The 25,147-nt window shown below is 63.6% G+C and carries 25 protein-coding genes; 16 read left to right on the plus strand and 9 right to left on the minus strand.

Going from position 1 to position 25,147, the window contains the following annotated elements; genetic code table 11:
• Nucleotides 1-181 precede the first annotated feature (181 nt).
• Nucleotides 182-2,041, plus strand: coding sequence for an ABC-F family ATP-binding cassette domain-containing protein (locus tag CAF53_RS11640; RefSeq protein ID WP_100238126.1), 1,860 nt, complete (start codon nucleotides 182-184; stop codon nucleotides 2,039-2,041).
• 6 nt (nucleotides 2,042-2,047) lie between these two features.
• On the opposite strand, the gene CAF53_RS11645 is transcribed toward CAF53_RS11640, so the two are convergent.
• Both CAF53_RS11645 and CAF53_RS11650 read right to left on the minus strand, forming a co-directional pair.
• On the minus strand, nucleotides 2,048-3,160 hold the full coding sequence (locus tag CAF53_RS11645) for an AI-2E family transporter (protein WP_100238778.1): 1,113 nt from the start codon (nucleotides 3,158-3,160) through the stop codon (nucleotides 2,048-2,050).
• Between the two features lie 42 nt (nucleotides 3,161-3,202).
• The gene (locus CAF53_RS11650) at nucleotides 3,203-4,462 is read right to left on the minus strand and encodes a cytochrome b/b6 domain-containing protein (protein ID WP_100238127.1); all 1,260 of its coding nucleotides are present in this window, start codon (nucleotides 4,460-4,462) and stop codon (nucleotides 3,203-3,205) included.
• 215 nt (nucleotides 4,463-4,677) lie between these two features.
• Between CAF53_RS11650 and CAF53_RS11655 the strand changes: the two genes are divergently transcribed.
• Nucleotides 4,678-5,115: a thioesterase family protein gene (locus CAF53_RS11655; RefSeq protein ID WP_046763531.1), complete on the plus strand. Its 438-nt coding sequence runs from the start codon at nucleotides 4,678-4,680 to the stop codon at nucleotides 5,113-5,115.
• A 6-nt stretch (nucleotides 5,116-5,121) separates the two neighbouring features.
• Here the strand turns inward: CAF53_RS11655 and CAF53_RS11660 are convergent, their stop codons facing one another.
• Nucleotides 5,122-5,505 carry a DUF983 domain-containing protein gene (locus CAF53_RS11660; protein WP_100238128.1) on the minus strand — a complete coding sequence of 128 codons (384 nt, stop codon included), beginning with the start codon at nucleotides 5,503-5,505 and terminating at the stop codon, nucleotides 5,122-5,124.
• A gap of 95 nt (nucleotides 5,506-5,600) precedes the next feature.
• Between CAF53_RS11660 and pabB the strand changes: the two genes are divergently transcribed.
• The 6 genes from pabB to CAF53_RS11690 all read left to right on the plus strand — a co-directional run bounded on the left by pabB (nucleotide 5,601) and on the right by CAF53_RS11690 (nucleotide 11,042).
• Complete coding sequence (gene pabB, locus CAF53_RS11665; protein WP_100238129.1) at nucleotides 5,601-6,779, plus strand: aminodeoxychorismate synthase component I; 1,179 nt, start codon at nucleotides 5,601-5,603, stop codon at nucleotides 6,777-6,779.
• A 24-nt stretch (nucleotides 6,780-6,803) separates the two neighbouring features.
• Entirely contained in the window at nucleotides 6,804-7,427 is a 624-nt protein-coding gene (locus CAF53_RS11670) for an aminotransferase class IV (RefSeq protein ID WP_100238130.1), read from the plus strand.
• A 136-nt stretch (nucleotides 7,428-7,563) separates the two neighbouring features.
• Nucleotides 7,564-8,766, plus strand: a complete 1,203-nt coding sequence (locus CAF53_RS11675; RefSeq protein ID WP_100238131.1) for a pyridoxal phosphate-dependent aminotransferase — start codon at nucleotides 7,564-7,566, stop codon at nucleotides 8,764-8,766.
• A gap of 315 nt (nucleotides 8,767-9,081) precedes the next feature.
• Entirely contained in the window at nucleotides 9,082-9,258 is a 177-nt protein-coding gene (locus CAF53_RS27520) for a hypothetical protein (RefSeq protein WP_197707395.1), read from the plus strand.
• A complete protein-coding gene (msrA, locus tag CAF53_RS11685) occupies nucleotides 9,245-9,916 on the plus strand; it encodes a peptide-methionine (S)-S-oxide reductase MsrA (protein ID WP_100238133.1) in 672 nt (223 codons plus the stop codon). Before CAF53_RS27520 ends, msrA begins: the two co-directional genes overlap by 14 nt.
• 13 nt (nucleotides 9,917-9,929) lie before the next feature.
• Nucleotides 9,930-11,042: a zinc-binding dehydrogenase gene (locus CAF53_RS11690; RefSeq protein ID WP_100238134.1), complete on the plus strand. Its 1,113-nt coding sequence runs from the start codon at nucleotides 9,930-9,932 to the stop codon at nucleotides 11,040-11,042.
• A gap of 10 nt (nucleotides 11,043-11,052) precedes the next feature.
• Here CAF53_RS11690 and CAF53_RS11695 read toward each other — a convergent pair whose 3' ends face one another.
• The 4 genes from CAF53_RS11695 to CAF53_RS11705 form a co-directional block, all read right to left on the minus strand.
• A complete protein-coding gene (locus CAF53_RS11695; RefSeq protein WP_046763523.1) occupies nucleotides 11,053-11,406 on the minus strand; it encodes a hypothetical protein in 354 nt (117 codons plus the stop codon).
• Nucleotides 11,407-11,444: 38 nt separating this feature from the next.
• A complete protein-coding gene (locus CAF53_RS27525; RefSeq protein ID WP_197707396.1) occupies nucleotides 11,445-11,621 on the minus strand; it encodes a hypothetical protein in 177 nt (58 codons plus the stop codon).
• 225 nt (nucleotides 11,622-11,846) lie between these two features.
• Entirely contained in the window at nucleotides 11,847-13,649 is a 1,803-nt protein-coding gene (locus CAF53_RS11700; RefSeq protein ID WP_100238135.1) for an acyl-CoA dehydrogenase C-terminal domain-containing protein, read from the minus strand.
• A 37-nt stretch (nucleotides 13,650-13,686) separates the two neighbouring features.
• A complete protein-coding gene (locus CAF53_RS11705; protein ID WP_100238136.1) occupies nucleotides 13,687-14,094 on the minus strand; it encodes a MerR family DNA-binding transcriptional regulator in 408 nt (135 codons plus the stop codon).
• 108 nt (nucleotides 14,095-14,202) lie between these two features.
• On the opposite strand from CAF53_RS11705, the gene CAF53_RS11710 reads away from it, so the two are divergent.
• From CAF53_RS11710 to CAF53_RS11740, 7 genes are all read left to right on the plus strand, one after another.
• Nucleotides 14,203-14,625 carry a DUF2946 family protein gene (locus CAF53_RS11710; RefSeq protein ID WP_100238137.1) on the plus strand — a complete coding sequence of 141 codons (423 nt, stop codon included), beginning with the start codon at nucleotides 14,203-14,205 and terminating at the stop codon, nucleotides 14,623-14,625.
• Between the two features lie 44 nt (nucleotides 14,626-14,669).
• Nucleotides 14,670-16,703, plus strand: a complete 2,034-nt coding sequence (locus CAF53_RS11715) for a TonB-dependent receptor (protein ID WP_100238138.1) — start codon at nucleotides 14,670-14,672, stop codon at nucleotides 16,701-16,703.
• A 2-nt stretch (nucleotides 16,704-16,705) separates the two neighbouring features.
• A complete protein-coding gene (locus CAF53_RS11720) occupies nucleotides 16,706-17,953 on the plus strand; it encodes a PepSY domain-containing protein (protein WP_100238139.1) in 1,248 nt (415 codons plus the stop codon).
• 42 nt (nucleotides 17,954-17,995) lie between these two features.
• Complete coding sequence (locus CAF53_RS11725) at nucleotides 17,996-19,618, plus strand: NAD(P)/FAD-dependent oxidoreductase (protein ID WP_100238140.1); 1,623 nt, start codon at nucleotides 17,996-17,998, stop codon at nucleotides 19,616-19,618.
• Nucleotides 19,619-19,787: 169 nt separating this feature from the next.
• The gene (locus tag CAF53_RS11730; RefSeq protein WP_100238141.1) at nucleotides 19,788-20,957 is read left to right on the plus strand and encodes a glycosyltransferase; all 1,170 of its coding nucleotides are present in this window, start codon (nucleotides 19,788-19,790) and stop codon (nucleotides 20,955-20,957) included.
• Between the two features lie 234 nt (nucleotides 20,958-21,191).
• Complete coding sequence (locus CAF53_RS11735) at nucleotides 21,192-21,698, plus strand: hypothetical protein (protein WP_100238779.1); 507 nt, start codon at nucleotides 21,192-21,194, stop codon at nucleotides 21,696-21,698.
• A 417-nt stretch (nucleotides 21,699-22,115) separates the two neighbouring features.
• Nucleotides 22,116-22,490 carry a thermonuclease family protein gene (locus CAF53_RS11740; RefSeq protein WP_046763514.1) on the plus strand — a complete coding sequence of 125 codons (375 nt, stop codon included), beginning with the start codon at nucleotides 22,116-22,118 and terminating at the stop codon, nucleotides 22,488-22,490.
• Nucleotides 22,491-23,275: 785 nt separating this feature from the next.
• Here the strand turns inward: CAF53_RS11740 and CAF53_RS11745 are convergent.
• Entirely contained in the window at nucleotides 23,276-23,596 is a 321-nt protein-coding gene (locus CAF53_RS11745; protein ID WP_046763513.1) for a DUF5818 domain-containing protein, read from the minus strand.
• A 295-nt stretch (nucleotides 23,597-23,891) separates the two neighbouring features.
• Between CAF53_RS11745 and CAF53_RS11750 the strand changes: the two genes are divergently transcribed.
• A complete protein-coding gene (locus tag CAF53_RS11750; RefSeq protein WP_157801252.1) occupies nucleotides 23,892-24,548 on the plus strand; it encodes a DnaJ domain-containing protein in 657 nt (218 codons plus the stop codon).
• Nucleotides 24,549-24,655: 107 nt separating this feature from the next.
• Here CAF53_RS11750 and CAF53_RS11755 read toward each other — a convergent pair whose 3' ends face one another.
• Nucleotides 24,656-24,955 carry a glycine zipper 2TM domain-containing protein gene (locus CAF53_RS11755; RefSeq protein WP_100238780.1) on the minus strand — a complete coding sequence of 100 codons (300 nt, stop codon included), beginning with the start codon at nucleotides 24,953-24,955 and terminating at the stop codon, nucleotides 24,656-24,658.
• Nucleotides 24,956-25,147: the final 192 nt, after the last annotated feature.

Below are 25,147 nucleotides of genomic sequence, written 5' to 3' on the forward strand. Positions count from 1 at the left end.
GCGGGCTGCGTCCACGCGCCCATTCCGCAAAAATTCTCCTATTGCGAAATCCGCACCACCCGTCCGCACCCACGCAAATGCGTCAGCCTCAACGGCGTGAACTTCGCAAACGACGGGCAAGCTGCAAAACTCCACCCCACCACCTTCACCACGCCTTGCACCTCTGCTAGAGGCCCGCTCCATGCTCAATCTGAACGGCATCACCGTGCGCCTGGGCGGCCGCACCATCCTTGATCGCGCCAGCGCCGCGCTGCCGCCGCGCAGCCGCGTGGGCCTCATCGGCCGCAACGGCGCGGGCAAATCGACGCTGATGAAGGTGATGATCGGCCAGCTCGACCCGGACGAGGGCAGTTGCGACATGCCCCGCGACACCCGCCTCGGCTATATCGCGCAGGAAGCCCCCAGCGGCACCGCCACCCCCTTCGACACCGTCCTTGCCGCCGACAAGGAACGCGCCGAATTGATGGCGGAGGCGGAACATACCGAGGACCCCGACCGCCTCGGCCATATTTACGAGCGGCTGAACGCCATCGACGCCTATACCGCCCCGGCCCGCGCCGCCCGCATCCTGGTCGGCCTCGGCTTCGACGAGGAGATGCAGGGCCGCCCGCTCGACAGCTACTCGGGCGGCTGGAAGATGCGCGTGGCGCTGGCTGCGCTGCTCTTCTCCAACCCCGACCTGCTGCTGCTCGACGAACCGTCGAACCATCTCGACCTCGAAGCGACGCTGTGGCTGGAGAATTTCCTCAAAAGCTATCGCGGTACCGTGGTGGTCATCAGCCATGAGCGCGACCTGCTCAACAATGTGGTGGATTATATCCTCCATCTGGAAGGGGGGAAGGTCACGCTTTACCCCGGCGGCTACGACGCCTTCGAACGCCAGCGCGCCGAACGCCTGGCGCAACAGGAGGCCGCCCGCGCCAAGCAGCAGGCGGAACGGGAGAAGTTGCAGGATTATGTCGCCCGCAACTCGGCCCGCGCCTCGACCGCGAAACAGGCCCAGTCCCGCGCCAAGGCTCTGGCGAAGATGCAGCCCATCGCGGCGGCCATCGAGGACCCGACGCTCCATTTCGGCTTCCCCAGCCCGCCGGAACTGCGCCCGCCGCTCATCACCATGGACATGGCGGCTGTCGGTTATAACGAAACCCCTGTCCTGCGCCGCGTCAACCTGCGCATCGACCCCGACGACCGGCTGGCGCTGTTGGGGCGCAACGGCAATGGCAAGACCACGCTGGCCCGCCTGATCGCGGCGCAGTTGAAGCCGATGGAAGGCGCGATGAACGCCTCGGCCAAGATGAATGTCGGCTATTTCACCCAATATCAGGTGGAGGAACTGGACGTCGGTGACACGCCGCTCGAACATATGAGCCGCGTGATGAAGGGCGCCACCCCCGCCGCCGTCCGCGCCCAGCTCGGCCGCTTCGGCTTCTCCGGCGAGCGCGCCACGCAGAAGGTCGGCTCCATGTCGGGCGGCGAAAGGGCACGGCTTGCGCTGGCCCTCATCACCCGCGACGCGCCGCACCTGCTGATCCTCGACGAACCGACCAACCATCTCGACGTCGACAGCCGCGAGGCGCTGGTGCAGGCGCTCAACGAATATTCGGGCGCCGTGGTGATCGTCTCCCACGACCGCCACATGATCGAACTGGTCGCCGACCGGCTCGTGCTGGTCGATGGCGGCACGGCGCAGCCCTTCGACGGCAGCCTCGAGGATTATACCGACATCATCCTGCGCAAGGCCGACGGCAACGGCGACGCGCCCAAGGCCGATCGCAAGGCGGAAAAGCGCAACGCCGCGCAATGGCGCGAAAAGCAGAAGGTCGCCAAGAACGCCGTCAGCAAGGCCGAAAAGGAAATGGCGACGCTCTCCGCCGAGCGCAGCCGCATCGATCAGGCGCTGTTCGACCCCAAGGCCGCCACGGGCGCGGAAGCGAAGATGACCATGACCCAGCTCATGGTGAAGCGCTCGGAAGTCGAGAAGAAGCTGGAGGCGGTCGAAGAAGTCTGGATGGAAGCCAGCGCGGCGCTGGAGGAGCTTTGAGCTTTCTCAGGCGCTGACATTTTCCTCCGTCAGCGGCCCTTCCAGCCCATCGGCCCCGCTGCGCATCTTGGTCACGATGTTCCAGGTGGCGATGAACAGCGCGGCGATCACCGGCCCGATGACGATGCCGTTGAAGCCGAACAGGTCGATGCCGCCCAGCGTCGTGATCAGCACCACATAATCGGGAATGCGCGTATCCCGACCGACCAGGACCGGGCGCAGGATATTGTCGACCATCCCGATCACGAACATGCCGCAAAAGGCCAGGATCAGGCCACTCACCCACGCCCCGGTGACGAACAGATAGATGGCGACCGGTACCCATACCAGCCCGGTCCCCACCGCCGGGATCAGCGAGAAACAGCCCATCAGCACGCCCCACAGCAGCGCCCCCGGCAATCCCAGCGCCCAGAATATGATGCCTCCGATCAACCCCTGCACGATGGCGACGACGATGCTGCCCTTGATCGTTGCGCGGGTGACGATGACGAACTGGTTGATCAAGGCCCGCCGATGGGCGGTCCGCATCGGCGCCGCTCTGTCCACCATCGCCGCAAGCCGCGGCCCATCGCGCAGCAGGAAGAAGGTGAGGTACAGCATCACGCCCAGCGCCATCAAAAAGCTGAACGCGCTCTGCCCGATCTGCAACGCCTGGGTCGCGACCGTGCGAAAGCTCGACGCGATGCCTTCGCTCAACATCTCGCGTACGGTTGCGAAATTGGTGATGCCCAACCGCTCCAGAAAGGCGGCCGCCCATCCGGGCAGGCTCGCCTGGAACTGCGCGAACATGCGGGCGAAGTTGATCTCACCCGATTGTACCTTGGCGGCGAAGATGGTGGCTTCCTGCGCCAGTGCGATGGACAGGATGATGGCAGGAACGATCACCAGCGCAATGATCAGCAACAGGGTCAGTGCGGCCGAACTGTTGCGCCGCAGAGGCATGATCCGCAGCAATGCCTGGTTGACCGGGGCAAAGAGGATGGCGGCGATCACGCCCCACAGGATCGCGGCGAAAAACGGTTCGATCACCAGGGCGAAGGCGATCGAGACGATCAGCACGAAGCCCAGAAACACCCCGTCCTCTATACGCGCGCTCGGCGGCTCCATTCTGCTGTCCATGACACCGCTTTGGCAGAAGTCCGGAGCCGAATCCATGCCCGCTTATTCCGCTTTGGCACTGAATCCGAAGTGGACGGCGACCTTGGGATCAAGTCCCGCGCCGCTCTCGCCATTGCCCACGCCAAAGGGCGCGCGGGCAATGGTGGCCGATCCAGAAACCCTCCGCGTCTTGCCCGTTCCGGATAGGGAGAAGCGGATGCTCTGCGGCTTGCTCACGCCCTTCAGCGTCAGCGTGCCCGATGCGCGATAGCCGTTCGCGCCCGTCCTTTCCGCGCCCTTGGCAGTGAACACCGCCTTGGGATGGGCGGCCACGCCGAAGAATTCGTCCCCCGCCAGCATCCCGTCCTTGTAGCTGTCGCCGACACTGGCGCTTGCCAGATCGATCTCGACGCGAATATCGGCGCTGTCGGGATGATCCGGATCCATCGCGATCTTCGCCGTCCATCTGGAAAAGCCGCCGCTGATCGTCTCGCCGCCATTCCCGACGGAAAAGCCGATCGTCCCGCCCGGCTGCACGGCCCAGGACGATGGCGGCCCGACCGGTTCTCCGGCCGCGACCGCATTGTCCGCCTCGGACGGAACCGCCGCGTTGTCGGTATTGCCAGGGACATCGGCGCCAAGGACGTTGGCGACAGTGGCCGGCGCTTCCTCCTCGGCCGCGGTCGGCGCGCTCGGCACAGCCATGGCCTGGGGCATCGCCTTGGGCGCGGAGGCCGGCAGAATCGCGCGCCCCAGCAGGAAGCCAACCGCGATCAGCGTGGGCAAGGCCACCAGCCACAGCGGCGACCGCGCCGGCATCATCCGCCACAGCAAGCCGTCGCGCATCAGGAAATGATGCCGTAACGCCCCTGCGACATGCAGGGCGAGCAGGGCGATGCCGATCCATGCCAGCACCGCATGCGCGGCGGAGGCCGGATCATTGGCGCTCATCGGCAAGGGCAGATGGGGCAGGGGAACGGTCCCGAATATCAGCGTCGGCACCTTCACCTTCGCGGTCGACACCAGCGCCCATCCGGTCAGTGGCGCCCCCAGCATGAAGAGATAGAGCCCCGCATGCACCGCCTTCGCCAGCGCGCCTTGCCAGCCGCCTTCGACCGGCGCGGGACGCGGCTTCCAGTAGCGCACGACGATGCGCGCCAGGGTCAGGCCAAGGATCGAAATGCCGATCGACTTGTGCAACTGGAACACCGCGAACCCGCGCGCGCCCAGATCCTCCAGCGCCCACCCCACGGCGATCTGAAAGGCCAGCAGGGCGGCGATCGCCCAGTGCAGGAAAATGGCAATCCGACTGTAGCGTTGCATGAGGCCCCCGTGAACGAAAAGCAGGAGCGAACGCTATGCTGCGTCTGCGGTGAAGTCCATGGCCGCGCTGGGAAACGATCCGTTCCCCAAGCCGAACGATCGCCTTCGCACCTGTGTCATAAAGGTCGCAGTCCGATCAATTTCGACCCGAAGATTGCATCCCCGCCGCGAGGGGTTAAGAGCATAGGATAAACAGGACATATGGAAAGCAGGACATGGCCAAACCCGAATCCTGGCGTCTGAGCCCGGAAGCCTATCGTTTCGTCACCAGCATCGACACCCGCTTCCAAGACATCGATACCATGGGCCACGTCAACAATGTGGCGATCTCGGGGATCTTCGAAACCGCCCGCATTCGTTTCCACCACCATCTCGGCCGCCATCCGCAGGAGCAGGGCGTGCGTTGGCTGGTCGCCAACGTGAACCTCAACTTCGTCGAGGAAGCGCATTTCCCCTATCCGTTCGAAGTGCATTGCGCGATCGGCCATATCGGCCGCACCAGCTGGACGATCAGCTCGGCGGGTTTTCAAAAGGGGATGTGCGTCGCGACCTGCGACACGACCGTCGTCACCCACGGCTCCGAAGGACGCCGCAGCATCGACGAAACGCTGCGCGAGGCGATGGAACGCAATTTCATCATCCAGCCGGAATAAGACGGTTCAGGCGAACCCGTCCATCCTGCGGGACCATATGAAGGCGATGACCGCGCCCTTCACGGGCTGGATCATCGCTACCGCCAGCAGGATCGCCAGCCCCGGCCACAGCACTGCCTGAATGGCCAGCGGAACCGATAGCGCTGCATTCACCTCGATCATCAGCGGCACCAATATGTGCCCCAGCAGCAGGATGACGATATAGGCAGGGAAATCGTCCGCGCGCGCAAGGTTCCAGGCCTGGCCGCAATGCCCGCAGGCGGGACTCGGCTTCAGGAAACCCGTGAACATCCGCCCCTCGCCGCAGGCCGGGCAACGGCCGCGCAAGGCCAGCGAAAGCGCCGGGCCGAAGGGGCGGGGGGCGTCGTCGGAGGAGGGTGGGCCGTTCATGCCGCCCGTCTCTATGGCCCGCGTGCCGAAGGCGCAACATGCTAGATAGGCGGACAAGCCTTCCGCGCCGCCAAAAGATCGTTAAGAGAACCCCCATGCGCCTGCCGGGACCGACCGAAGCCTTTGCCCTGTTCGACGATGCCCGGACGCGCGCTCCCGCGCCCGCGCGCCTGTATCGTGATCCGGTGTCGGTGATTGCCGCATATCGGCTGGAGGATGTCCAGCCCGCGCTCGACCGCCTCGCCGAAGCGGGGGAGGCGGGTCTCCATGCCGCCGGCTTCATCAGCTATGAAGCCGGCCTCGCGCTGGAGGATCGCCTACGTCCGCTGGCCGCCCGTCATCATGCCGATATGGCGACAACGCCGCTGCTCTGGTTCGGCCTGTTCGAAGGGGTACGCCTGATCGCACCCGGTGCCATGCCGGACCTGCTGCCCGATCCCGCCCTGGCCCAGGTGGAGTCCGTTCGTCCGTTGATCGATGAGGCCGCCTATCGCGCCGCCTTCGCGCAGGTGCAGGACTATATCCGCGCCGGCGACATCTATCAGGTGAACCTGACCTTCCCCTGCGCCGCGCGTTTCAGCGGCGACCTCATGGCGCTTTATGCCGCGATCCGTCCGCGCCAGAATGCGGGCTATGGCGGTGTGATCCGCACCGGTGCCCACAGCATCCTGTCCTTCTCGCCCGAACTCTTCTTCACCAACGTCCGCGGTCAGCTCACGGCTCGCCCGATGAAGGGTACCGCCCCGCGCGACGCCGATCCGGCCGGCGATGCCACCTTGCGCGAATGGCTGGAAAGCGATGCCAAGCAGCGCGCCGAAAACCTCATGATCGTCGACCTGCTGCGCAACGATCTCTCGCGCGTCTCGCGCGCCGGTACGGTCACGGTGCCCGACCTGTTCAAGGTCGAAACCTATCCCACTGTCCATCAACTGGTATCGACCGTCCGCGCCCGCCTGCTGCCGGGCCTGTCGCCGGTCGATGTGCTGCGCGTCCTCTTTCCCTGCGGCTCGATCACCGGCGCGCCCAAGGTTCGGGCGATGGAGATTATCGATGCCGTCGAACCCCATGTGCGCGGCGTCTACACCGGCTCCATGGGCTGGATCGATCCAGAGGGAGACGCCGCCTTCAATGTTGCCATCCGCACCATTTGCGTCGAAGAAGGCAGTCCGGAGGGGCGCCTGGGTCTGGGTTCGGGAATCGTCGCGGATTCGGAAAGTCATTCCGAATGGGCGGAATGTCTGGCCAAGGGGCGCTTTCTCACACCGATAGCATGAGCGCAGGGAGCGTGATGGGTTTCAATGGCATTGGCTGACGGACGGTTCGACCTGCTGGAGACGATGGCTTTCGATCCCGTCGACGGCGTCCGGCTGCTGGAAATGCATCTGGAACGGCTGAAGGCCAGCGCCACCGCGCTTGATTTCGCCTTCGACCGCCATGATGTGCGCAATGAGCTTCAGGCCGCGACCTTTCGTTTGCGGGAGCGCAGCCGCCTGCGCCTGCTGGTGTCGCGCAGGGGGTCGGTCGCCATCGAAGTGCGCGAACACCGCACCTGGCCGCACGCGATCATGCAACTGGCCTGCGTGCCCCGCAACGCCCCGGCCAGCGACCCGCGCCTGGCCCACAAGACGACCGACCGCTCGCTCTATCGCGACGCCCTGAAACGCGGCGGCACCTATGAAGTGGTGATGACCGACGAGCAGGGCTACCTCACCGAAGGCAGCTTCTCCTCCATCTTCGTCGAGCGTGGCGACAAGCTGCTGACCCCGCCGCTTCGTCGCGGGCTGCTGCCCGGCATATTGCGCCGCAGCCTGATCGAAATGGGCGAGGCAATCGAGGAGGATCTGCGCCCGCGCGACCTTGAAAAGGGCTTCTTCATCGGTAACGCCGCGCGGGGTATGGTGGCGGCATCGCTGGTCCGTTGAACCAGCCGGATGGCATCGGGATGAACCGAGGCCAGACATAGCGAACTGGCGGTTGCCCGATCTTTCGTTGCGCACTAAAGGACGCCGCGTCCGCCCTTATTGCGGGCCTTGGGGATTCTTCAGAAAGACTATTACCATGAGCCAGACTTCCGCAGCCCTCGGTCGCATCCAGCCCTCCGCCACCCTGGCAATGAGCGCGCGCGTGAATGCCCTCAAAGCCGAAGGCGTGGACGTTATCGGCCTTTCCGCCGGCGAACCCGATTTCGACACGCCAGACTTCGTGAAGGAGGCCGGCATCGAGGCGATTCGCAAGAACCTGACCCGCTATACCGACGTCGATGGCACGGCCGACGTCAAGGAAGCCGTCGCCTTCAAGTTCAAGCGCGACAATGGCCTGGTCTACAAGCGTAGCCAGATCAGCGTGAATTCGGGCGGCAAGCACACCCTGTTCAACGCGCTGGTTGCGACCGTCGATGCGGGCGATGAGGTCATCATTCCGGCGCCCTATTGGGTCAGCTATCCGGACATCGTGAACTTCGCGGGCGGCACGCCGGTCTTCATCGAAGGCCCGGCGTCGCAGGGCTACAAGATCACCGCCGCCCAGCTCGAAGCCGCGATCACGCCGCGCACCAAATGGGTGATGCTGAACTCGCCCTCCAACCCTTCGGGAGCGGCCTATTCGGCGGCGGAACTGAAGGAACTGGGCGGGGTGCTGCTGCGTCACCCGCATGTGCTGGTGATGACCGACGACATGTACGAGCATGTCTGGTACGCGCCGACCCCCTTCGCCACCATCGCGCAGGTCTGCCCGGACCTCTACGATCGCACGCTGACGGTCAACGGCTGCTCCAAGGCCTTCTCCATGACCGGCTGGCGCATCGGTTTCGCGGGTGGCCCCGAATGGATCATCAAGGCGATGGGCAAGCTCCAGTCGCAGTCGACCAGCAACCCCTGTTCGATCAGCCAGGCGGCCGCCGCCGCGGCGCTGACCGGCCCCCAAGACTTTCTGGAAGAACGCAACGCCGCCTTCAAGAAGCGTCGCGACATGGTCGTCGCCATGCTGAACGATGCGCCCGGCCTCGACTGCCCCACTCCGGAAGGCGCCTTCTACGTCTATCCCGATGCCAGCGGTTTGATCGGCAAGACCACGCCGAAGGGAGAGGTCATTAACAGCGACGAGGCGCTGATCGGCTATTTCCTCGACGAAGCGAAGGTCGCCGCCGTCCATGGCGCCGCCTTCGGCCTCTCGCCGGCCTTCCGCATCAGCTATGCAACCTCGGAAGAGGTGTTGAAAAAGGCCTGCACCCGCATCCAGGAAGCTTGCGCCGCGCTGAGGTGATCAGATGATCCTCCCCATCCTTGATGGGGAGGATCATCTGCCTTGCAAATGGTGGAGGGGAAACAGCGCCAGGCCAATCCTGGTCCCCCCAATCGCAAATTCGGAAACGGAATTTTTCCGCCGTGCCGTCTTGCAGATGGATCGGCGGGCGCTATATCCCGTTTCGAACCGAAACTGGCCTTCTCCCTCGGTCGTCCATCGTCCCCGGTGACGCATTGGTCGAAGCTGCCGTTGCGCAGCATGCATCCGGGGCTAGGCCGCGACATTCATTGCCGTCCGCCTGTGGCGGCCAAGACGACCGAAGGGAAGAACGCCATGACGGCATTCTTGAAATCCGACCTGTTCCTGCGCTTTCTGGGCGGGTTCGCGATCGGTGCGATCGGTGTTTTCATACTCCAGCCGGATGACGATCATTCGGCGCTGACCAGCCCGGCGATGGCCGCATCGGCCAGTGCCACCCCGGCTTCGACCGCGGATAATGCGGCACTCTGACGGCATCGCCCTGGCTTTTCTGGCGGCGTTAGCCGTCGCTTCCCCGCTGCGTGCCGAACGCCCGATTTTGGCTCCTGTCCCGGCCATCGATGCCGCGCCTGGCAGCAAGCTTGAAACCGCAATCTTCGCGGGCGGCTGCTATTGGGGCGTGGAAGGCGTGTTCTCGCATGTGAAGGGCGTCCATCTCGCCGTGTCGGGCTTCGCGGGTGGTCCGCGCGACCGCAAGGTCGATTATGAGCGGGTCAGCCAAGGTGACACCGGCTTTGCCGAATCCGTCCGCGTCACCTACGATCCGAGGCAGGTCAGCTACGGCACGCTGTTGCGCATCTTCTTCTCGGTGATCGCGGACCCGACGACGCTCAACTATCAGGGGCCGGATCACGGCACCCAATATCGCAGCGCGCTCTTCCCGCTGAACGGGGAACAAGACAGGGCCGCAAGAGCCTATCTTGTCCAACTCGGCCGATCGGGCCTCTGGGAGGGTCCCATCGTCACGCGCCTCGAACGCTTCACCGGCTTTCAGGACGCGGACGATTATCACCAGAATTTCCTGAGCAAGAATCCGCGCCATCCCTATATCCTGCGCTGGGACATGCCCAAGCTTGCCGCGTTGAAGACGATGTTCCCTGCACTCTACCGCGATCGGCCATCAGCCTGAAAATGGAGCCTTCATGAGTGACACCCAAGGCCTCAAACTCCTCTCGACCCTGCATGAGGACGGTCGTCTGATCGTCGAACTGGTCGAGGAAACGCTGCCCGCGCCCAGGGGCGGTGAAGTCCTGGTCCGGGTGGAGGCCGCGCCGATCAACCCGTCAGACCTGGGTCTGCTTTTCGCGTCCGCCGATGTCGCCAATGCCGATTATGATGAGCGGCGGATCGTCGCCCGGATGCCCGATCCTGCTCGCCGCGCACTGGCCGCACGGGTCGGCCAGCGCATGGCGATCGGCAATGAAGGCGCCGGTACCGTCATCGCCGCGGGGGAAGCGCCCGAAGCACAGGCGCTGCTTGGCAGTCGGGTGGCGCTGATCGGTGGGGGCATGTTCGCTGAATATAGGCTGGTCGATGCCAGTGCCTGCATGGCCCTGCCCGGCGATGTAACGGCGGAGCAGGGGGCTTCGGCCTTCGTCAACCCGCTGACCGCGCTCGGCTTTATCGAAACCATGAAGCGGGAGGGGCACAAGGCCATCGTCCACACGGCCGCCGCCTCCAATCTCGGCCAGATGCTGGTTCGTATCTGCCAGCAGGACGGCATCCCTCTGGTGAACATCGTCCGCAACGACGCGCAAGTGGCGATATTGAAGGATATGGGCGCAGACCATGTCCTCGACAGCGGGAAAGACGATTTCCCCGTCCAGCTCGAAGCGGCCGTCGCCGCGACCGGAGCCACCATCGCCTTCGACGCGATCGGAGGCGGGGCGCTGGTCAGCGAGATTCTCCATGCCATGGAGCGGGTGGCCAGCAAGGACGCACCCTATAGCCGCTATGGCTCCAACAGCCGCAAGCAGGCCTATGTCTATGGTGCGCTGGACCTGTCGCCGACCATCCTGACGCGCAGCTTCGGCTTTGCCTGGAATGTCGGGGGCTGGCTGCTCTTCCCCTTCCTCCAGAGTGCTGGCGCCGAAACGGCCGAGCGTATGCGCCAGCGCGTGCGCGACAATCTCACCACCACCTTCGCCAGCCATTACAAGGCTCGCATCTCTCTTGCAGAAGCGCTGAGCCGGGAGGCGGTGCTGACCTACAACGCCCGCCGCACCGGGGAGAAATATCTGATCGTCCCGAATTGAAGGGGGCGGTTCAGTCCTTCTCGTCCGCAGGTCGGACATAGGCGCCCTGGCCGTCGGGCGGGACCAGTGATCTGTCCCTGACGGTCAGGGTGAGCGTCCGGAAGCCGGGGTTGGGCACATCCTTCGTCTTTTCGGAGGTCAGGATGACGGCACCGTCCTTTTCGGTCCATCTGCCCTCCGCAAAAAGATCGAGCGCGCCATAGACCAGATACCATTGGAAGCGGCCGTCCGGATGGAGCATCAGTTCCGAGCCGGTCTCCATCACGCCGCGCAGATAATAATGGCCCGTGCGTTCGGAGGCTTGGGCCAATAGGGGGCTGGCAAGGAAGGCCGTCAGCGGCAGAAGGGCGATGGGGGCACGCATCCCGCAATGATATCGCATGGCGGCGCGGGGCAATAGCCCTACCAGGCGCGGGGGCTATGGCCGACGCGGTTCGATACCTGCCGCTCGATCTCGTTGAGTTGGGCCTGGTTGAGGACGCCGGAAAGGAGCAGTTGGCGCATCAGCTCGTCCACCAGCGCCGCAAGGAAGTGAAGCTGTGCCCTTTCGGACAAGGTGTCGTTGCTGTCGACGTTCATGGCCTGACTCTCCGGCGTAAAGGCCTAGTCTTACGGGCTGATGGGGCGACGCATAGGGTGCCGAGCGCGGGGCGTCCTTCATTCGAGGCGGCTCGACGGATATGGTTAAGATGGGGCAATTGTCGCACCGCGCAGGGCGAGACATTGTCGTCGACACCCGGAACGAAAACGCTCCGCCGCGGGGGGCTGGGCGGAGCGTCTTGTGTTTGTCTGGCGGACCGGGTTTTACGCCGCCAGGAACATCTCCGGGTCGAGCGCCATCAGGCTGTCTGCGCCGCCCTCGATCTTGCGGCGAAGCGATCCTGCATCGGGCATGATACGTTCCGCGAAGAAGCGCGCCGTCACCAGCTTGGCTTCGAGGAATTTCGCGTCCTCCGCGCCCGCCGCGAGCTGGGTTGCCGCCGCAGTCGCCATGCGCAGCCACATCAGGCCGGTCGCGACGATGCCCAGAATGTGCATATAGTGGACCGCACCGGCCCCGGCATTGTCGGGATTCTTCATTGCATTCTGCATCAGCCACATGGTTGCGGCACCAAGTTGGCCGCTGGCCTTTTCCAGCGCTTCGGCGATCGGAGCGAGCTTGTCATCGGCCTTGGCATCCGCGACTTCGGTGGCGATGATCTTCAGGAAAGCCTGGAGCGCTCGGCCGCCGTTCATGGGTAGCTTGCGGCCGACCAGGTCCATCGCCTGCACGCCGTTGGTGCCTTCGTAGATCTGGGCGATCCGGGCGTCGCGCACATATTGTTCGACGCCATTTTCCCAGATGTAGCCGTGGCCGCCGAACACCTGCTGCGCCATGACGGCGACGTCGAATCCCTTGTCGGTGCCATAGCCCTTGATCACCGGTGTCAGGAGCTGGACGAGGTCGTCCGCCGCCTGGCGTTCCTCTTGCGTGGCGGCATTGTGGGAGAGGTCGACCTGAAGCGCGCCCCACAGCATCAAGGCGCGCAGCCCTTCGGTCAGCGCCTTGGCCTCCATCAGCATGCGGCGCACATCGGGGTGGACAAACAGCGTGTCGGCCTTCTCCTCCAGATCCTTGGGACCGGTCAGCGCCCGGCCCTGGCGCCGGTCATGGGCATAGGCGGCGGCATTCTGATAGGCGATCTCCGCCTGTCCCAGGCCTTGCAAGCCGACACCCAGGCGCGCGGCGTTCATCATGATGAACATGGCGGCCAGGCCCTTATTCTCCTCGCCCACCAGCCAGCCGGTCGCGCCGTCATAATTCATGACACAGGTGGCATTGCCGTGGATGCCCATCTTATGTTCCAGCGATCCGCAGGAGACGGCGTTGCGTGCGCCCAGGGAGCCGTCTTCGTTGACCAGGAACTTGGGGACGACGAACAGGGAAATGCCCTTGCTGCTGTCCGGCGCGCCGGGCGTCTTGGCGAGGACGAGGTGGATGATATTTTCCGCCAGGTCGTGCTCGCCTGCCGAAATGAAGATCTTGGTGCCGCTGATCGCATGGCTGCCGTCGGCATTGGGCACGGCCTTGGTCTTGATGAGGCCGAGATCGGTGCCGGCATGCGGTTCGGTCAGGTTCATTGTGCCGGTCCATTTGCCCGACACCATATGGGGGATATATTTCTGCTTCTGCTCTTCGTTGCCCTTGGCGAGCAGCGCGGCGACGGCGCCGCTGGTCAAACCATGATACATCTCAAAGCTGTGATTGGCCGAGAGTATATATTCGCTAACAGCCGTCGCGACGACATGGGGCAAACCCTGGCCGCCATATTCCACCGGCGCGTGGAGCGTGGTCCAGCCGCCCTCGACATAGGCGTCATAGGCCGCCTTGAAGCCTGTTGGGGTCTTTACATTGCCGTTGGCGTCGCGAGTGCAGCCTTCCTTGTCGCCAATGGCGTTCAGCGGGAAAAGCACTTCGGCGGCGATCTTGCCGCCTTCTGTCAGGATCGCCTCGACCAGATCGGCCGTCGCATTTTCGAAGCCGGGCAGGTTGGTGTAGCGGTCCAGGCCCACGACATGGTCAAGCACGAAGCGGGTGTCGCGGACGGGAGCGGCATAACTGGGCATGGATCTTCTCCGAGGGTTCTGTTCTGGTGAAGGCGGATTATCTGTGAAGGACGGCCACGAATTGCGCCAGTTCGGCAATGGCGGCGTCGATGTCGTCCTTCTGCCGGGTCAGGAGGGCGATGCGCGCCTCACATTTGGCGACGGTGACGCGGCGCTGTTCCTCATGTTCCTCATCGGCGTCGTACAGGTCGATCATCTCGCGAATGTCGGACAGGCTGAAGCCCACCCGCTTGCCGCGCAATATCCAGGCAAGGCGGGCGCGATCGCGGCGCGAATAGATGCGGGCGAGACCCTGGCGTTCGGGTGAGATCAACCCTTCATCCTCATAGAAGCGCAGGGCGCGGGCGGTGACGCCAAATTCCTCCGACAGGTCGGTGATGGTGTAGCTCTGCCGGTCGCTATGATCGGGCAGTTCGATACCGGCGATGCTGGTGCGTTTGTCCATGTCGGTTGATGTAACTGTGCTTTACGTTTACGTCAAGGTCAGTATATCTTGCCGTGGCTCTTTTGTCCTAGTGACAGGGCGGTCGGTCGCCGCTAGGGCTTTGGCGACATGATGAGCGCTGTCAGACAATCGGAAGCCGCAAGGGGTCTGCTGGCCACGCTGGCTCTGCTTGTGTTGGCGATCCAGCTTGTCGCCCCCTCCGGCTTCATGCCGGTGCGGACCGAACGAGGCGTCGTGGTGACGCTTTGTACCGGCCAGGGCGCCGTCAATGTGGTGGTCGACCGGGGTGCCGTTGGCCGGGATGGGGCAGCGGGCGAACATCATCGCCAGGATGATGGCGCACCGGGCCAGCAGCATTGCCCCTTCGCCGCATCGGTGCAGCCGGCCGTGCCGCCGCTGGTGTTGGCCGATCTGCCGTTGCCGGCCTGGCAGCTCGGTTTCGGGCCGATAGCCTTTGCGCTCAAGACCGGGGCGATCGCTCGGCTGGCCGCGCCGCCGCCACCTTCATCGGGGCCTCCCGCCACCTTCTGAAAATCCGCTGTTTTCTTGTGATTTTTCAGTAAGGTTATCCTTCTATGTCCGCTTTTTCCGTTGCGCGCGGCGTTTCGCTGTGCGCGCTGGCCTGCTCGCTTTCCGCTCCTGTCCTGGCGGATGAAGGCGGCGATCAGGGCCGCATCATCGTCACCGCAAGTCCCATTGTCGAGGCAGTAGCGGAGAAGGTCGTCCGCACGCCCGGCGGCGTCGATGTCGTGTCGGCCGAGGATTTCGAAGACAAGCTGGCCGTGTCGTTGCGCGACACGCTGAGCTTTTCGCCGGGCGTCTATACCCAGCCGCGGTTCGGTCAGGAGGTACGGATTTCCATTCGCGGATCGGGCCTGTCGCGCGGCTATCATATGCGCGGGCTGACGCTGTTGCAGGACGGTATTCCGATCAACATGGCCGACGACAACGGCGATTTCCAGGAACTGGACCCACAGGTCTTCCAGCATCTGGAGGTCTATCGCGGCGGCAATGCGTTGCGGCTGGGCGGATCGACGCTGGGCGGGGCGATCAACGCGGTGACGCCGACGGGGCGCACGGCGCCGGGTGCGGACATGCGGGTCGATGGCGGGTCGTTCGATACGCTGCGGGCCAAGGCGGCCTATGGCTATAGCGACGAGCGGGGCGATGCCTGGGCGGCCGTGTCCGCCGACCGGTCCGATGGCGACCGCGATCATGGGCGGCGCAAGGCGTTGCGTTTCAACGGCAATGCCGGGCTGAAGCTGAACGATCGGGTGGAGACGCGCTTCTATGCGAGCGTGCAGACGATCCGGCAGAAGCTGTCGGGATCGCTGAATGAAGGCGATGCGCTGGACCTTCCAGCCAAGGGCAATTTCGCCGGGGATCAGGCGCGCAATATCGATTCGATCCGCTTGCAGAACCGGACCACGGTACAGCTTGGCGGCGGGCAACTGGCGTTTGGCGTCTATTATAATGCCAAGGCGCTCGATCATCCGATCTATCAGGTCGTCGACCAGAAGTCGGAGGATCGCGGCGTCTTTGCCAGCCTCGATTGGGCGGGCGATTGGGGGGGATTGCCGGTCGAGCTGACGCTGGGCGGTCAGGCACGCTTCGGGCAGGGCAAATTCCGCCAGTTCGTCAATGTGAACGGCCGGGCCGGGGCGCCGACCTCTTACCAGAAGGCGCGGGCGCAAACGATCAACAGCTATGGCGAGGTGCGGATCGCGCCGCTGTCCGGGCTGTGGCTGATCGCGGGCGGCATCTATACCCATGGCGAGCGGCGGCTGGATAATCGTTTCGCCCCGGCGCGGAGCGGGGATGTGTCGTTCGATGCCTTTGCACCGAAGTTCGGACTGCTGTTTGAACCGGCGCGGGCGGTGCAATTCTATGCGAACTACAGCCGGTCGGTGGAACTGCCGGGCTTTATCGAGCTGGGGCAGACAGCGATCGACGCGAACGGCGTCGCCTTGCCCGGTTTCACGCCGCTTGGCACGCAAAAGGCCTGGACGGCGGAGATCGGCACGCGTGGGACGCTGGGCATGGCCCATTGGGATGTCAGCCTCTACCGCGCCGACCTGAAGGGCGAGATGCTGCAATATAATGTGATGGCCGGGCTCTATCCGGCGGCGACCTTCAATGCGGACCGGACCCGGCACCAGGGGATCGAGGCGGGGCTGGACCTGGCGCTGACCCCTTGGGCTAAGCTGCGGCAGGTCTATCAATATAGCGATTTCCGGTTCCGCGACGATGCGCAGTTCGGGAACAACCGCCTGCCGGTGGTGCCGCGCCATTTCTATCGCGCGGAGCTGAAGCTGGGGACGAACCGGTTCAGCGTCTCGCCCGCCGTCGAATGGCTGCCGCAGGGGGCCTGGGTGGACTATGCCAACAGCAAGCGGGTGGGGGATTATGCCACGCTGAACCTTGGTGCGCAGGCGGAGGTGAAGCCGGGTGTCACCCTGTTCCTGGACGCGCGTAACCTGACGGCCGAGCGCGCGATCGGCGACATCAGCGCGGTGGTGAACTATGCGAAGCTGGCGCCTGCAAGCCGGGCGATCTTCTATCCCATCGAACGGCGCGCCTTCTATGGCGGCGTTCGTGCGCGGTTCTGACCATGGAAAGCGGAACCTTTTACCGGGCGATGTGGCGCTGGCATTTCTATGCCGGGCTGATCGTCCTGCCGATGCTGGCGCTGATGGCGGTGACGGGCGCGCTCTATCTCTACAAGCCGGAGATCGAGCGCATCGTCTATCGCGACCGGATCGTGGTGCAGCCGGGCGGGGCGCTGGTCGCGCCGTCGCGGCTGGTCGCTGCGGTCGAACGGGCGAGTGGCGGGGTGGTGAGCCAGATCCAGCGTCCGGCAGGCGATGGGGAGAGTTGGCGGCTGATGGTCGGTAGGACGGTCTGGTTCACCGATCCCCATGACGGGCGGATATTGGGCAGCATGGCGGGCGGCGGCGTCATGAAGACGATCAAGGATTTGCACAGCCTGGCGATCACCGGACCCATTGGCAATCGGCTGGTCGAGGTGGTGGCGGGCTGGGCGATCCTGTTGTGCGTGACGGGGCTCTACCTGCGCTGGCCGCGTGCGGGGAACCGGGCGCTGGCGCTGCGCGGGCGGCCCGGCGGGCGGCTGTTCTGGCGCGATCTGCACGGGACGGTCGGCTTTCTGGCGGCGGGCGTGATCCTGTTCCTGGCCGTCACCGGCATGCCCTGGACGGAGGTCTGGGGTGGCGGGTTGCGTGGAGCGATCGCAGCGCAGGGGCTGGGGCGGCCATCTGCCGCCATTGTGCCCTGGAGCGCGCCGGTCAAGGAGGCGCTGCCCTGGGCATTGCGGGAAGGTGGCGCCGTTCCGGGTGGTGCTGGCGGCGGCATCGGCGTGGACGAGGTCGTGCGGATCGCGGACCAGCGTGGCCTGGGGGGCGGCATCACGATCAGCTTTCCGGCCTCCGCAGGCATGCCCTGGCTGGTTTCGGCGCAGGCCGTGAAGGCGGAGGATGCGCGAGTCCTCACCATCGACGCAGGCTCCGGCGCGGTGGCGCAGGATGTCGACTGGCGCATGTTCGGCGGCGGCGCCAAGGCGGTCGAATGGGGGGTCGCCACCCATCAGGGGCTGGAATATGGCGAGCCGAACCGGCTGCTGATGCTGGCGGGGTGTTTGTGCCTGCTGCTGCTCTGCGTGACCGCGCCGGTGCTGTGGTGGAAACGGCGATGGGGTGAGCCTCCGGCGGCGACGCCTGCTGCCAGGCGCATGGTGGCGGGGCTGATGCTGCTGTTGGGCGTGCTGTTTCCGCTGACGGGCCTCAGCATGATTGCCGCGCTGCTTGGAGAATGGGGGGTAGTCCGCCTGCGCAGGGCATGACAGGGCTGGAGCCGACTCGGTAATGGGTTTAGGGGCGGGCGGATGTTACGCCTTTCCGGACTGAAACTGCCCCTCGACCATCCTGCCGAGGCGATGCCCGTCGCCATTTGCGATCGCCTTGGCCTCGCGCCGCAGGAACTGCTGAGCCATGTCGTGGTGCGTCGGGGCAATGATGCGCGGCGGAAGAATGCGATCCAGCTTGTCTATACCGTCGATGTCGAACTGGCCGACGAAGCCGGGGTGATGGAACGCTTTGCCAGGGATCATGACGTCCGGCCCCGTCCGGATACCGATTACAAGTTCGTGGCAAGGGCGCCCGCGGGCTGGTCGGGCAAGCGGCCCGTGGTCATCGGCGCGGGGCCGTGCGGGCTGTTCGCCGGGCTGATCCTGGCACAGATGGGTTTCCGGCCGATCATCCTCGATCGCGGCAAGGTGGTGCGGGAACGGACCAAGGATACCTGGGGGCTGTGGCGCCGGGCCGAACTCAATCCCGACAGCAATGTGCAATTCGGGGAAGGCGGGGCGGGCACCTTTTCGGACGGCAAGCTCTATTGCCGGGTGAAGGACCCGCGTTTCCTGGGCCGCAAGGTGCTGGAGGAATTCGTCGCGGCGGGCGCGCCGGACAATATCCTGACCGAGGCGCATCCGCATATCGGTACCTTCCGCCTCGTTTCGATGGTGGAGGCGATGCGGCGCCAGATCGAGGGGTTGGGCGGCGAATATCGCTGGCAGCACCGGGTCGACGAGCTGGAACTGGAACGGCGGGGTGACGGCACGCAGACGCTGCGCGGGGTGCATTTGGCGGATGGCGGTTTCATCGAGACGGACCATGTTGTCCTGGCGGTGGGCCACAGTGCCCGCCCGACCTTCGAGATGCTGCATCGGCGCGGCGTGCATATCGAGGCCAAGCCCTTTTCCATCGGCGTGCGGATCGAACATCCGCAAAGCTGGATCGACCGGGCGCGTTATGGCAATTGCGCGGGCCACCCGGCGCTCGGCGCGGCGGCCTACAGCCTTGCCCATCATTGCGCCAACGAGCGAACGGTCTACAGCTTCTGCATGTGCCCTGGCGGACGCGTGGTGGCGGCGACTTCGGAGGAAGGGCGCGTCGTCACCAACGGCATGAGCCAATATTCGCGAGCCGAGTTCAATGCCAATTCGGGTCTGGTCGTGGGCATCGATCCGGAGCGGGACTATCCCGGCGGGCCGCTCGCGGGCATCGAATTGCAGCGCCATTGGGAAAGCATGGCCTTTGTCGCGGGTGGCGCGAGCTATCATGCGCCCGGGCAGAAAGTAGGGGATTTCCTGGCCGGACGGGCGTCCACGCAATTGGGCGAGGTCGTGCCTTCCTATAAGCCGGGCGTTACCATGACCGACCTGTCGCGCTGCCTGCCCGCATTCGTGCTGGAGGCTTTCCATGAGGCTATCCCGGTCTTCGGGCGGCAGATCGCCAATTACGACCACCCCGACGCGGTGATGACGGGGGTGGAGACACGGACCTCCTCCCCGATCCGCATAAGCCGGGGAAAGGATTTTCAGAGCCTCAATGTGGCGGGGCTTTATCCGGCCGGGGAGGGCGCGGGCTATGCCGGCGGGATCCTCTCCGCCGCGATCGACGGTATCAAGGTGGCCGAAGCGGTGGGTCTCGGCATCGCAGCGAACTGACTGCAATCGTCCTGCCGGCTTCACCCTGATCGTTCGACGGCCGTCGCTGGTCGAGGGGAACTGGACCCCGGCCCGGACATTATTCAACCGGTCAGTGGGCATCGTGCTGACGCCAGGCGCATGAGCGCGCTCCATCCCCAGCCCGCGCCCAGCACAGGGAGGCGCGCCGATGATCCTTCTCTACGTCCATGCCTTGGCAGCGACCGGCGTGGTGCGCAACGCGCGGCTGCTGGCGTCGGGTCTTGCGGCGCGCGGTTATCCGGTGGAATTGGTGACGGCAACGCCGGGCGGCGAGGGTGTTCCTGGCGTTCCCCATCATGCGTTGCTGCGGGAAAGCCGTACCTCCAGCCTGTTCGAAAAGTTGATCGCGATCGGCGCGCTTCGCCGCCATCTGAAGCGCCGCCGGGCCGATTTGCTGATTTCCGCCGGCAATCAGGGCCATTTCGTGGCCTGGGCGGCAAGCCGGGGTCTTGGCCGGCTACGCCGCGTCTATCGCATCAGCAACGACATGGTACGCGCCATTCCGGGCGCACCCCACAGCGGATCGGCGAGTTGGGAAAGGCGCATCATGGCCCGGCTCATCGCGTCTGACGCCGACCGGATCGTGCTGGTGTCACCGACACTGGCCTCCATTCCAGCCTTTGCCGGTGCGGCCCGTGAGGGGCGGGTGGCGATCATCCCCAACGGCATCGATGCGGCCGCGGCGAAGGCGGACGCGGACGCCGCGGCGCCCCATATCTGGATGACGAAGGATATGTCCGTGATCCTTGCCATCGGCAGGCTGGCGAAACAGAAGAATTTCGAGACGCTGTTGCGCGCCTTTGCCATGGTGCGGTGTCGACGGCGAGCGCGGCTCATCATTCTGGGCGAGAGCCGCGACCGGATGCGTGATCGATTGATGGCGCAGGCGCGCAAACTGGGCGTCGCAGATGATCTGGCGTTGCCGGGCGTGGTCGCCAATGTCTTTCCCTGGCTGGTTCATGCGGATGCCTTCGTCCTGCCGAGTTGGTGGGAGGGATCGCCCAACGCGCTGCTGGAGGCGATGGCCGTCGGGATTCCCGTGGTCGCTTCCAGCACGGCCGGCAATGCGGCCGACCTGCTGGACGGCGGGCGGTTCGGGCGGTTGATCAATCCCGCCGATGCCACGGCTATGGCGGAGGCGCTGTTGGGCCAACTGGACCCCGCCAGCGCCATCGTCCCGGGTGATCGGATCGAGGCGTTCAGCCTGCGACGGGTGGTGGCGGGGTGGATGGAGGTGATCGACCGGCTCGGCCTGTCGCCGCGGCCCGAAAGAGAGCGAGTCGTTGCTTGCCGGCTTGGCCCGGTCCACCAAAATTGATCCGGCAAAATGGGTTGGCCGTTGCTGTTGCGACGGCATCGCAGCGATGTTCCATATCGGGACAGGCGGACGGCATTTTGAAATATTCCATATGTGTCTCAGATCATTGTTTTATATTCATTACTAAAGCTTCCTGTTTTGTAATATATAGCTTCGCGCCGTCTTTCGGCCGGTCAATACCGCCGCAGCGGCATCCCAAAATCCTATCACATCATAATGGCAGAGGAGGTCCTCATGCATGCCAAGCCCTTGATTTTGGCGCTTTGCTCATCCCTGCTGCTTTCAACAGGGGTTAGTGCCAGACAGCCAGGCGACCAATTGACTGTCGTTGCTTCACCGGAACAGCAAGTCACCTACCAGAAATGGTCGGACCGGACGGAGAACCGATTGACCAGCAGCATCCGCCGCAGCGCGGGTTTTTTCAATGATCGTCATTCGGTCGGCTATGCGCGTGTGCAATTCCGCCTGGATGCCGAAGGACGACCTCAGGCCATTGCCGTTGCCGGGCCGTCCGAATCCCGTACGATCGACCGCATATCGGTGCGCGCCGTCAGGACCATGGGGAGTTTGACACCGCTGCCGCAGGGAATATCCGCAGATTCCAAGTTCGAGGCATGGATCATCGTCGCCGATGATGTTTGGCAGAGGGACGATATGATGAGCCAACTGCGTGCGGATCAACGCGCGCGCACGCTGGTGCAGGCGGATAAGGAACAGCCTGTCCTGATTGCGGCGCGTTGAACGCTGCCTCTCCCCCAGGCCGTGTTTCGCGTTGCGGAGTCTGGAAGGGTGATCGAATGGGGTGATGGATGGTATCCGTCGCCCAGCGCCCTTCCAGCTTCCATCCCGCCTATATGGCCTCTCCTGATTCCGGCTCCTTCCCCAAAAACATGATATTTCCATGTTTGGCCGTTCCCGGTGTGGCAGATGCCGTGCCCCTGCGACCCGTGAATGGATATTTGATCCGGTACTTTCCTCTGGCTTCTGGCTTGCCTCCAGAACAGAGACGTAAGATATGATGGTCTAAAGGTTAATTATCATCACTCAGAAGAAGTGTACGGGTAAATCTTTAGTTATAGGTGCGGAAAGGGGCAGGGATGGGGAAGAGGAAATATTTCCTGTGAAGGAAGCTGCGACCATGATGGTGGCTGGGGCGGAATGATCGCGGCCTTGTTGATCGCCTCCGCTGTGACGGTGGTCGATGGCAGCATGCTGCGGGTCAATGGAGAGCCTATTCGCCTGCTTGGTATCGAGGCGCCGGACGTTGCCGCTCGCTGCCGCAAGGGTAGGATCTGCACGCCGGTCGATCCGCGTCGGAGCAAGGATAGCCTCAAACATTCGCTGCGCGATCCGATCACCATCGTTCCGGTTGCGCGCGATGCCGCCGGACGGACGGTGGCGATCATCTACGCGGGGGGACTGAACATCTCCTGCGAGCAGCTTCGCAAGGGTATGGCCGTGTACAAGCCCCATTGGGACAGTGGACGCCGGCTGGCCAAGGAATGCCGCTTCGCCCGCGCCGACGGTAAATAGAATCGCTTACCCCGTTTGCGCCATTGCGGCGCATTGCGCCGCATGCGCAATTGATCCGGCGGGCTTTGGCCCGCGTGCGACCTGACTTGCCTCGCCTGCCTTTCAAAAGGAGCGGGGTTTTTCGTGGAAATGGGCCATTCGCGCGCGACATGGCTTGCCCGGCGAGATTCGTTTTGGCGCTTATCCGCTCGTCATGGCTGCGACGCCGAGCCGCGGGATCGATCGTTTTCCGGCCCGTTCCATTGGCCCGCTGGCCGGATTGGCGGTGGTGCCCAATTTCGTTTCGAGTCAAGAAAAGCGACAGATTTCAGCAGCGGAGCGCGGAAGCCTGCCGACTGTCCCGGCCCAGACATCTGTGATAAACCACATGCCTCCCGTAATGCTGATCGCGAAGGGAAATCACATGGCAAATCGCTTAGTCCTGGCAACCTTGGCAACAATGCTTTCGGTTGGAGTATGTCAAGAAGCCGTAGCGCAGGATGCGGCTGAAACAGCGATTATTCTGGGCGGCGTGGGGCATGCGCAACGTGGCGCAAGCTCGTTGGGGGCGGCTATTTCACAGAGCTTCAACAATGCCGGTAATGCCTTCAGGACACCAAGCGCGAGAACCGTTTCTCACAGACCAGTTTCGGCGGCAGCAAGGTCTCGTGCCGCTCATGCTGTGCCCGTCGTGGAAGAATCCGGCGACCCGTTCGAGGGGACGAATGCGCCCATCTACCGGCTGGGTAACGGCGCTTCCATCAGCGCCAGTGGTGGGCTGACCCCGGAACCGAATGTCAGGTGCGTCAGGGATTGCCCAGCCGCCCGGTAGAGGTCGAGAGCTTTCCCCCGCAACTCATGTTTGCCGAACTGAGCGCCCTTCCAATGGGTTCAATCGCTTCAATCCAGTTGACAGCGATGGCTTCAGCACCGGTGCGGATGCCCTCGACAGCGACATTGGTCTGCAGAAGATGGCCCACATTTTTCAGCCAACCAACTTCCCACAAAGCACCATCGCGCGCTTGAACATAAAGGCTGACCGCTCCTGCGACCAGAACGCCTTCGAGGCGAAAATATGAACCGATATTCATCATGGGCAGATATGCCCATTTCGATGACAGCACCATGACCAGCCCCCTGGCGCGTGCCAATAAGCGGATAGGGTGAGCCTGGCTCTATGAGGCGCTATCTTGCGACGGAGAACGGCCAGTTGGAGCGATAGGCGGATCGCAAAGCTCAATGATAGCCAGAACGAACGGGGGGAGAGCGCTCATGGTCGCCTCCTGTCCGGCCCAACAATGAACAGCGTCTCAATCCGACATCTGAAAGCCTGCAAGGCAATCGGGCGGCAATGGCGCGACGGTCGTCCCGGAAAGCCGTGCATCGATCTGCTTTGACAACGCCGCGCACGCGTCGGAGAATGTGGGCGAGCTTCAGACTTGCAGTTGGAAACAGTTGAAGCTTCGGGCAGGGCTGCCCACGGATACTGATGGGGGCAGTTTTCTGATGTTTAACGGACAACCCTTTGTTGATCATTACAAAATCTTGCAGGTCAGTCCGAAATGTGACGCGAGAGGGTTGGAGGCTGCATATCGCTTGCTGGCGAAGCGATACCACCCGGACCATGCTGAAACCGCGGATGTCACGAAATTCAATGAAGTCATCAAGGCATATAATGCGCTGAGGAGCGCCAAGAAGCGTGCCGAATATAACATATTATACGCGACGAGAACCGGGTTCGATTTCTCCGAAAAAGATGAGATGGATGATGGGCAATCTGCATATGACGATGCTGATGCGCACGAAAAAATCCTTCATTTCCTGTACACGAAACGACGAGAAAATGCTCAGGATGCCGGTATTGGTCGGTATTACGTCCAGAAAATGTTAAACTGTTCTGACAACCATTTCGAATTTCATCTGTGGTATCTCAAGGCAAAGGGCCTGATCGAGATCACCGAAAATGGGACTTTGGCGATCACAATCGATGGCGTTGACCATGTGATCTCAATGTCCCGGACCGCCATGCGAGAGAAATTGCTGATCGCTCAGGCCATTGACCGTCAGGGACAGGCATAGGGGCGAGGCGCCTGCCGGCGATGCCCGGCTGGCTCCTGGCAAAACGGATAGTGCGATCTGATGGCCCAACATGCAGCCAGGTTGGGCCGCAGCCTTTCCCGTACAGGTCAGCAGCGATGTTTGCTGTCGACCTCTTTTCCGATCAGCGCGCCCGCGCCACCACCAATGATCGTGCCCGGCAGACGGTCGCCGCGCGTATCTACCGCTCGGCCAAGCAAGGCTCCCGCCGCTGCTCCGACCAACAGGCCAGTGGTGCCGCTGGTCTTGCAATCGCGGCGCACGTAGCGCGGCCGGTCATCGCGATAGTAGCGGCCATCGTAATAGCCGTCACGCTCATGATGCTTATACCAGCCCCGATGCCGTCCATTGTCCGCCATCGCGATCGACGGCACCGTTGTAGCCAGCATGGCGGCGAGGCCCAATGCCAATGTGATCTTCTTCCCCATGACTATCTCCCTGATGTTGCAGACAGTCTTTGGATTACGCGGCGTGGCTGCTCGCTGAATGGTCGATTTATCCGACGTTCATCAGAATGGCAGCCTCAACTCGACCAACGGCAACCGTAAGATTTTTTCGAGATATGACTAAGGTTATGGCGA

Source organism: Sphingobium sp. LB126, assembly GCF_002795205.1.
GTDB lineage: Bacteria > Pseudomonadota > Alphaproteobacteria > Sphingomonadales > Sphingomonadaceae > Sphingobium > Sphingobium chungbukense.

What these genes read in the sequence shown, in the direction of transcription:
- CAF53_RS11730 (WP_100238141.1), top strand. Translation starts at nt 19,788, where the DNA reads ATGATCCTTCTCTACGTCCATGCCTTGGCAGCGACCGGCGTGGTGCGC.
- CAF53_RS11745 (WP_046763513.1), bottom strand. Translation starts at nt 23,596, where the DNA reads ATGGTGCTGTCATCGAAATGGGCATATCTGCCCATGATGAATATCGGT.
- CAF53_RS11755 (WP_100238780.1), bottom strand. Translation starts at nt 24,955, where the DNA reads ATGCTGGCTACAACGGTGCCGTCGATCGCGATGGCGGACAATGGACGG.
- CAF53_RS11725 (WP_100238140.1), top strand. Translation starts at nt 17,996, where the DNA reads ATGTTACGCCTTTCCGGACTGAAACTGCCCCTCGACCATCCTGCCGAG.
- CAF53_RS11675 (WP_100238131.1), top strand. Translation starts at nt 7,564, where the DNA reads ATGAGCCAGACTTCCGCAGCCCTCGGTCGCATCCAGCCCTCCGCCACC.
- CAF53_RS11645 (WP_100238778.1), bottom strand. Translation starts at nt 3,160, where the DNA reads ATGGACAGCAGAATGGAGCCGCCGAGCGCGCGTATAGAGGACGGGGTG.
- CAF53_RS11705 (WP_100238136.1), bottom strand. Translation starts at nt 14,094, where the DNA reads ATGGACAAACGCACCAGCATCGCCGGTATCGAACTGCCCGATCATAGC.
- CAF53_RS11715 (WP_100238138.1), top strand. Translation starts at nt 14,670, where the DNA reads ATGTCCGCTTTTTCCGTTGCGCGCGGCGTTTCGCTGTGCGCGCTGGCC.
- CAF53_RS11670 (WP_100238130.1), top strand. Translation starts at nt 6,804, where the DNA reads ATGGCATTGGCTGACGGACGGTTCGACCTGCTGGAGACGATGGCTTTC.
- CAF53_RS11640 (WP_100238126.1), top strand. Translation starts at nt 182, where the DNA reads ATGCTCAATCTGAACGGCATCACCGTGCGCCTGGGCGGCCGCACCATC.
- CAF53_RS11655 (WP_046763531.1), top strand. Translation starts at nt 4,678, where the DNA reads ATGGCCAAACCCGAATCCTGGCGTCTGAGCCCGGAAGCCTATCGTTTC.
- CAF53_RS11710 (WP_100238137.1), top strand. Translation starts at nt 14,203, where the DNA reads ATGATGAGCGCTGTCAGACAATCGGAAGCCGCAAGGGGTCTGCTGGCC.
- CAF53_RS11735 (WP_100238779.1), top strand. Translation starts at nt 21,192, where the DNA reads ATGCATGCCAAGCCCTTGATTTTGGCGCTTTGCTCATCCCTGCTGCTT.
- CAF53_RS11700 (WP_100238135.1), bottom strand. Translation starts at nt 13,649, where the DNA reads ATGCCCAGTTATGCCGCTCCCGTCCGCGACACCCGCTTCGTGCTTGAC.
- CAF53_RS11720 (WP_100238139.1), top strand. Translation starts at nt 16,706, where the DNA reads ATGGAAAGCGGAACCTTTTACCGGGCGATGTGGCGCTGGCATTTCTAT.
- CAF53_RS11650 (WP_100238127.1), bottom strand. Translation starts at nt 4,462, where the DNA reads ATGCAACGCTACAGTCGGATTGCCATTTTCCTGCACTGGGCGATCGCC.
- CAF53_RS11690 (WP_100238134.1), top strand. Translation starts at nt 9,930, where the DNA reads ATGAGTGACACCCAAGGCCTCAAACTCCTCTCGACCCTGCATGAGGAC.
- pabB (WP_100238129.1), top strand. Translation starts at nt 5,601, where the DNA reads ATGCGCCTGCCGGGACCGACCGAAGCCTTTGCCCTGTTCGACGATGCC.
- CAF53_RS11695 (WP_046763523.1), bottom strand. Translation starts at nt 11,406, where the DNA reads ATGCGTGCCCCCATCGCCCTTCTGCCGCTGACGGCCTTCCTTGCCAGC.
- CAF53_RS11660 (WP_100238128.1), bottom strand. Translation starts at nt 5,505, where the DNA reads ATGAACGGCCCACCCTCCTCCGACGACGCCCCCCGCCCCTTCGGCCCG.
- CAF53_RS27525 (WP_197707396.1), bottom strand. Translation starts at nt 11,621, where the DNA reads ATGAACGTCGACAGCAACGACACCTTGTCCGAAAGGGCACAGCTTCAC.
- CAF53_RS11740 (WP_046763514.1), top strand. Translation starts at nt 22,116, where the DNA reads ATGATCGCGGCCTTGTTGATCGCCTCCGCTGTGACGGTGGTCGATGGC.
- msrA (WP_100238133.1), top strand. Translation starts at nt 9,245, where the DNA reads ATGCGGCACTCTGACGGCATCGCCCTGGCTTTTCTGGCGGCGTTAGCC.
- CAF53_RS27520 (WP_197707395.1), top strand. Translation starts at nt 9,082, where the DNA reads ATGACGGCATTCTTGAAATCCGACCTGTTCCTGCGCTTTCTGGGCGGG.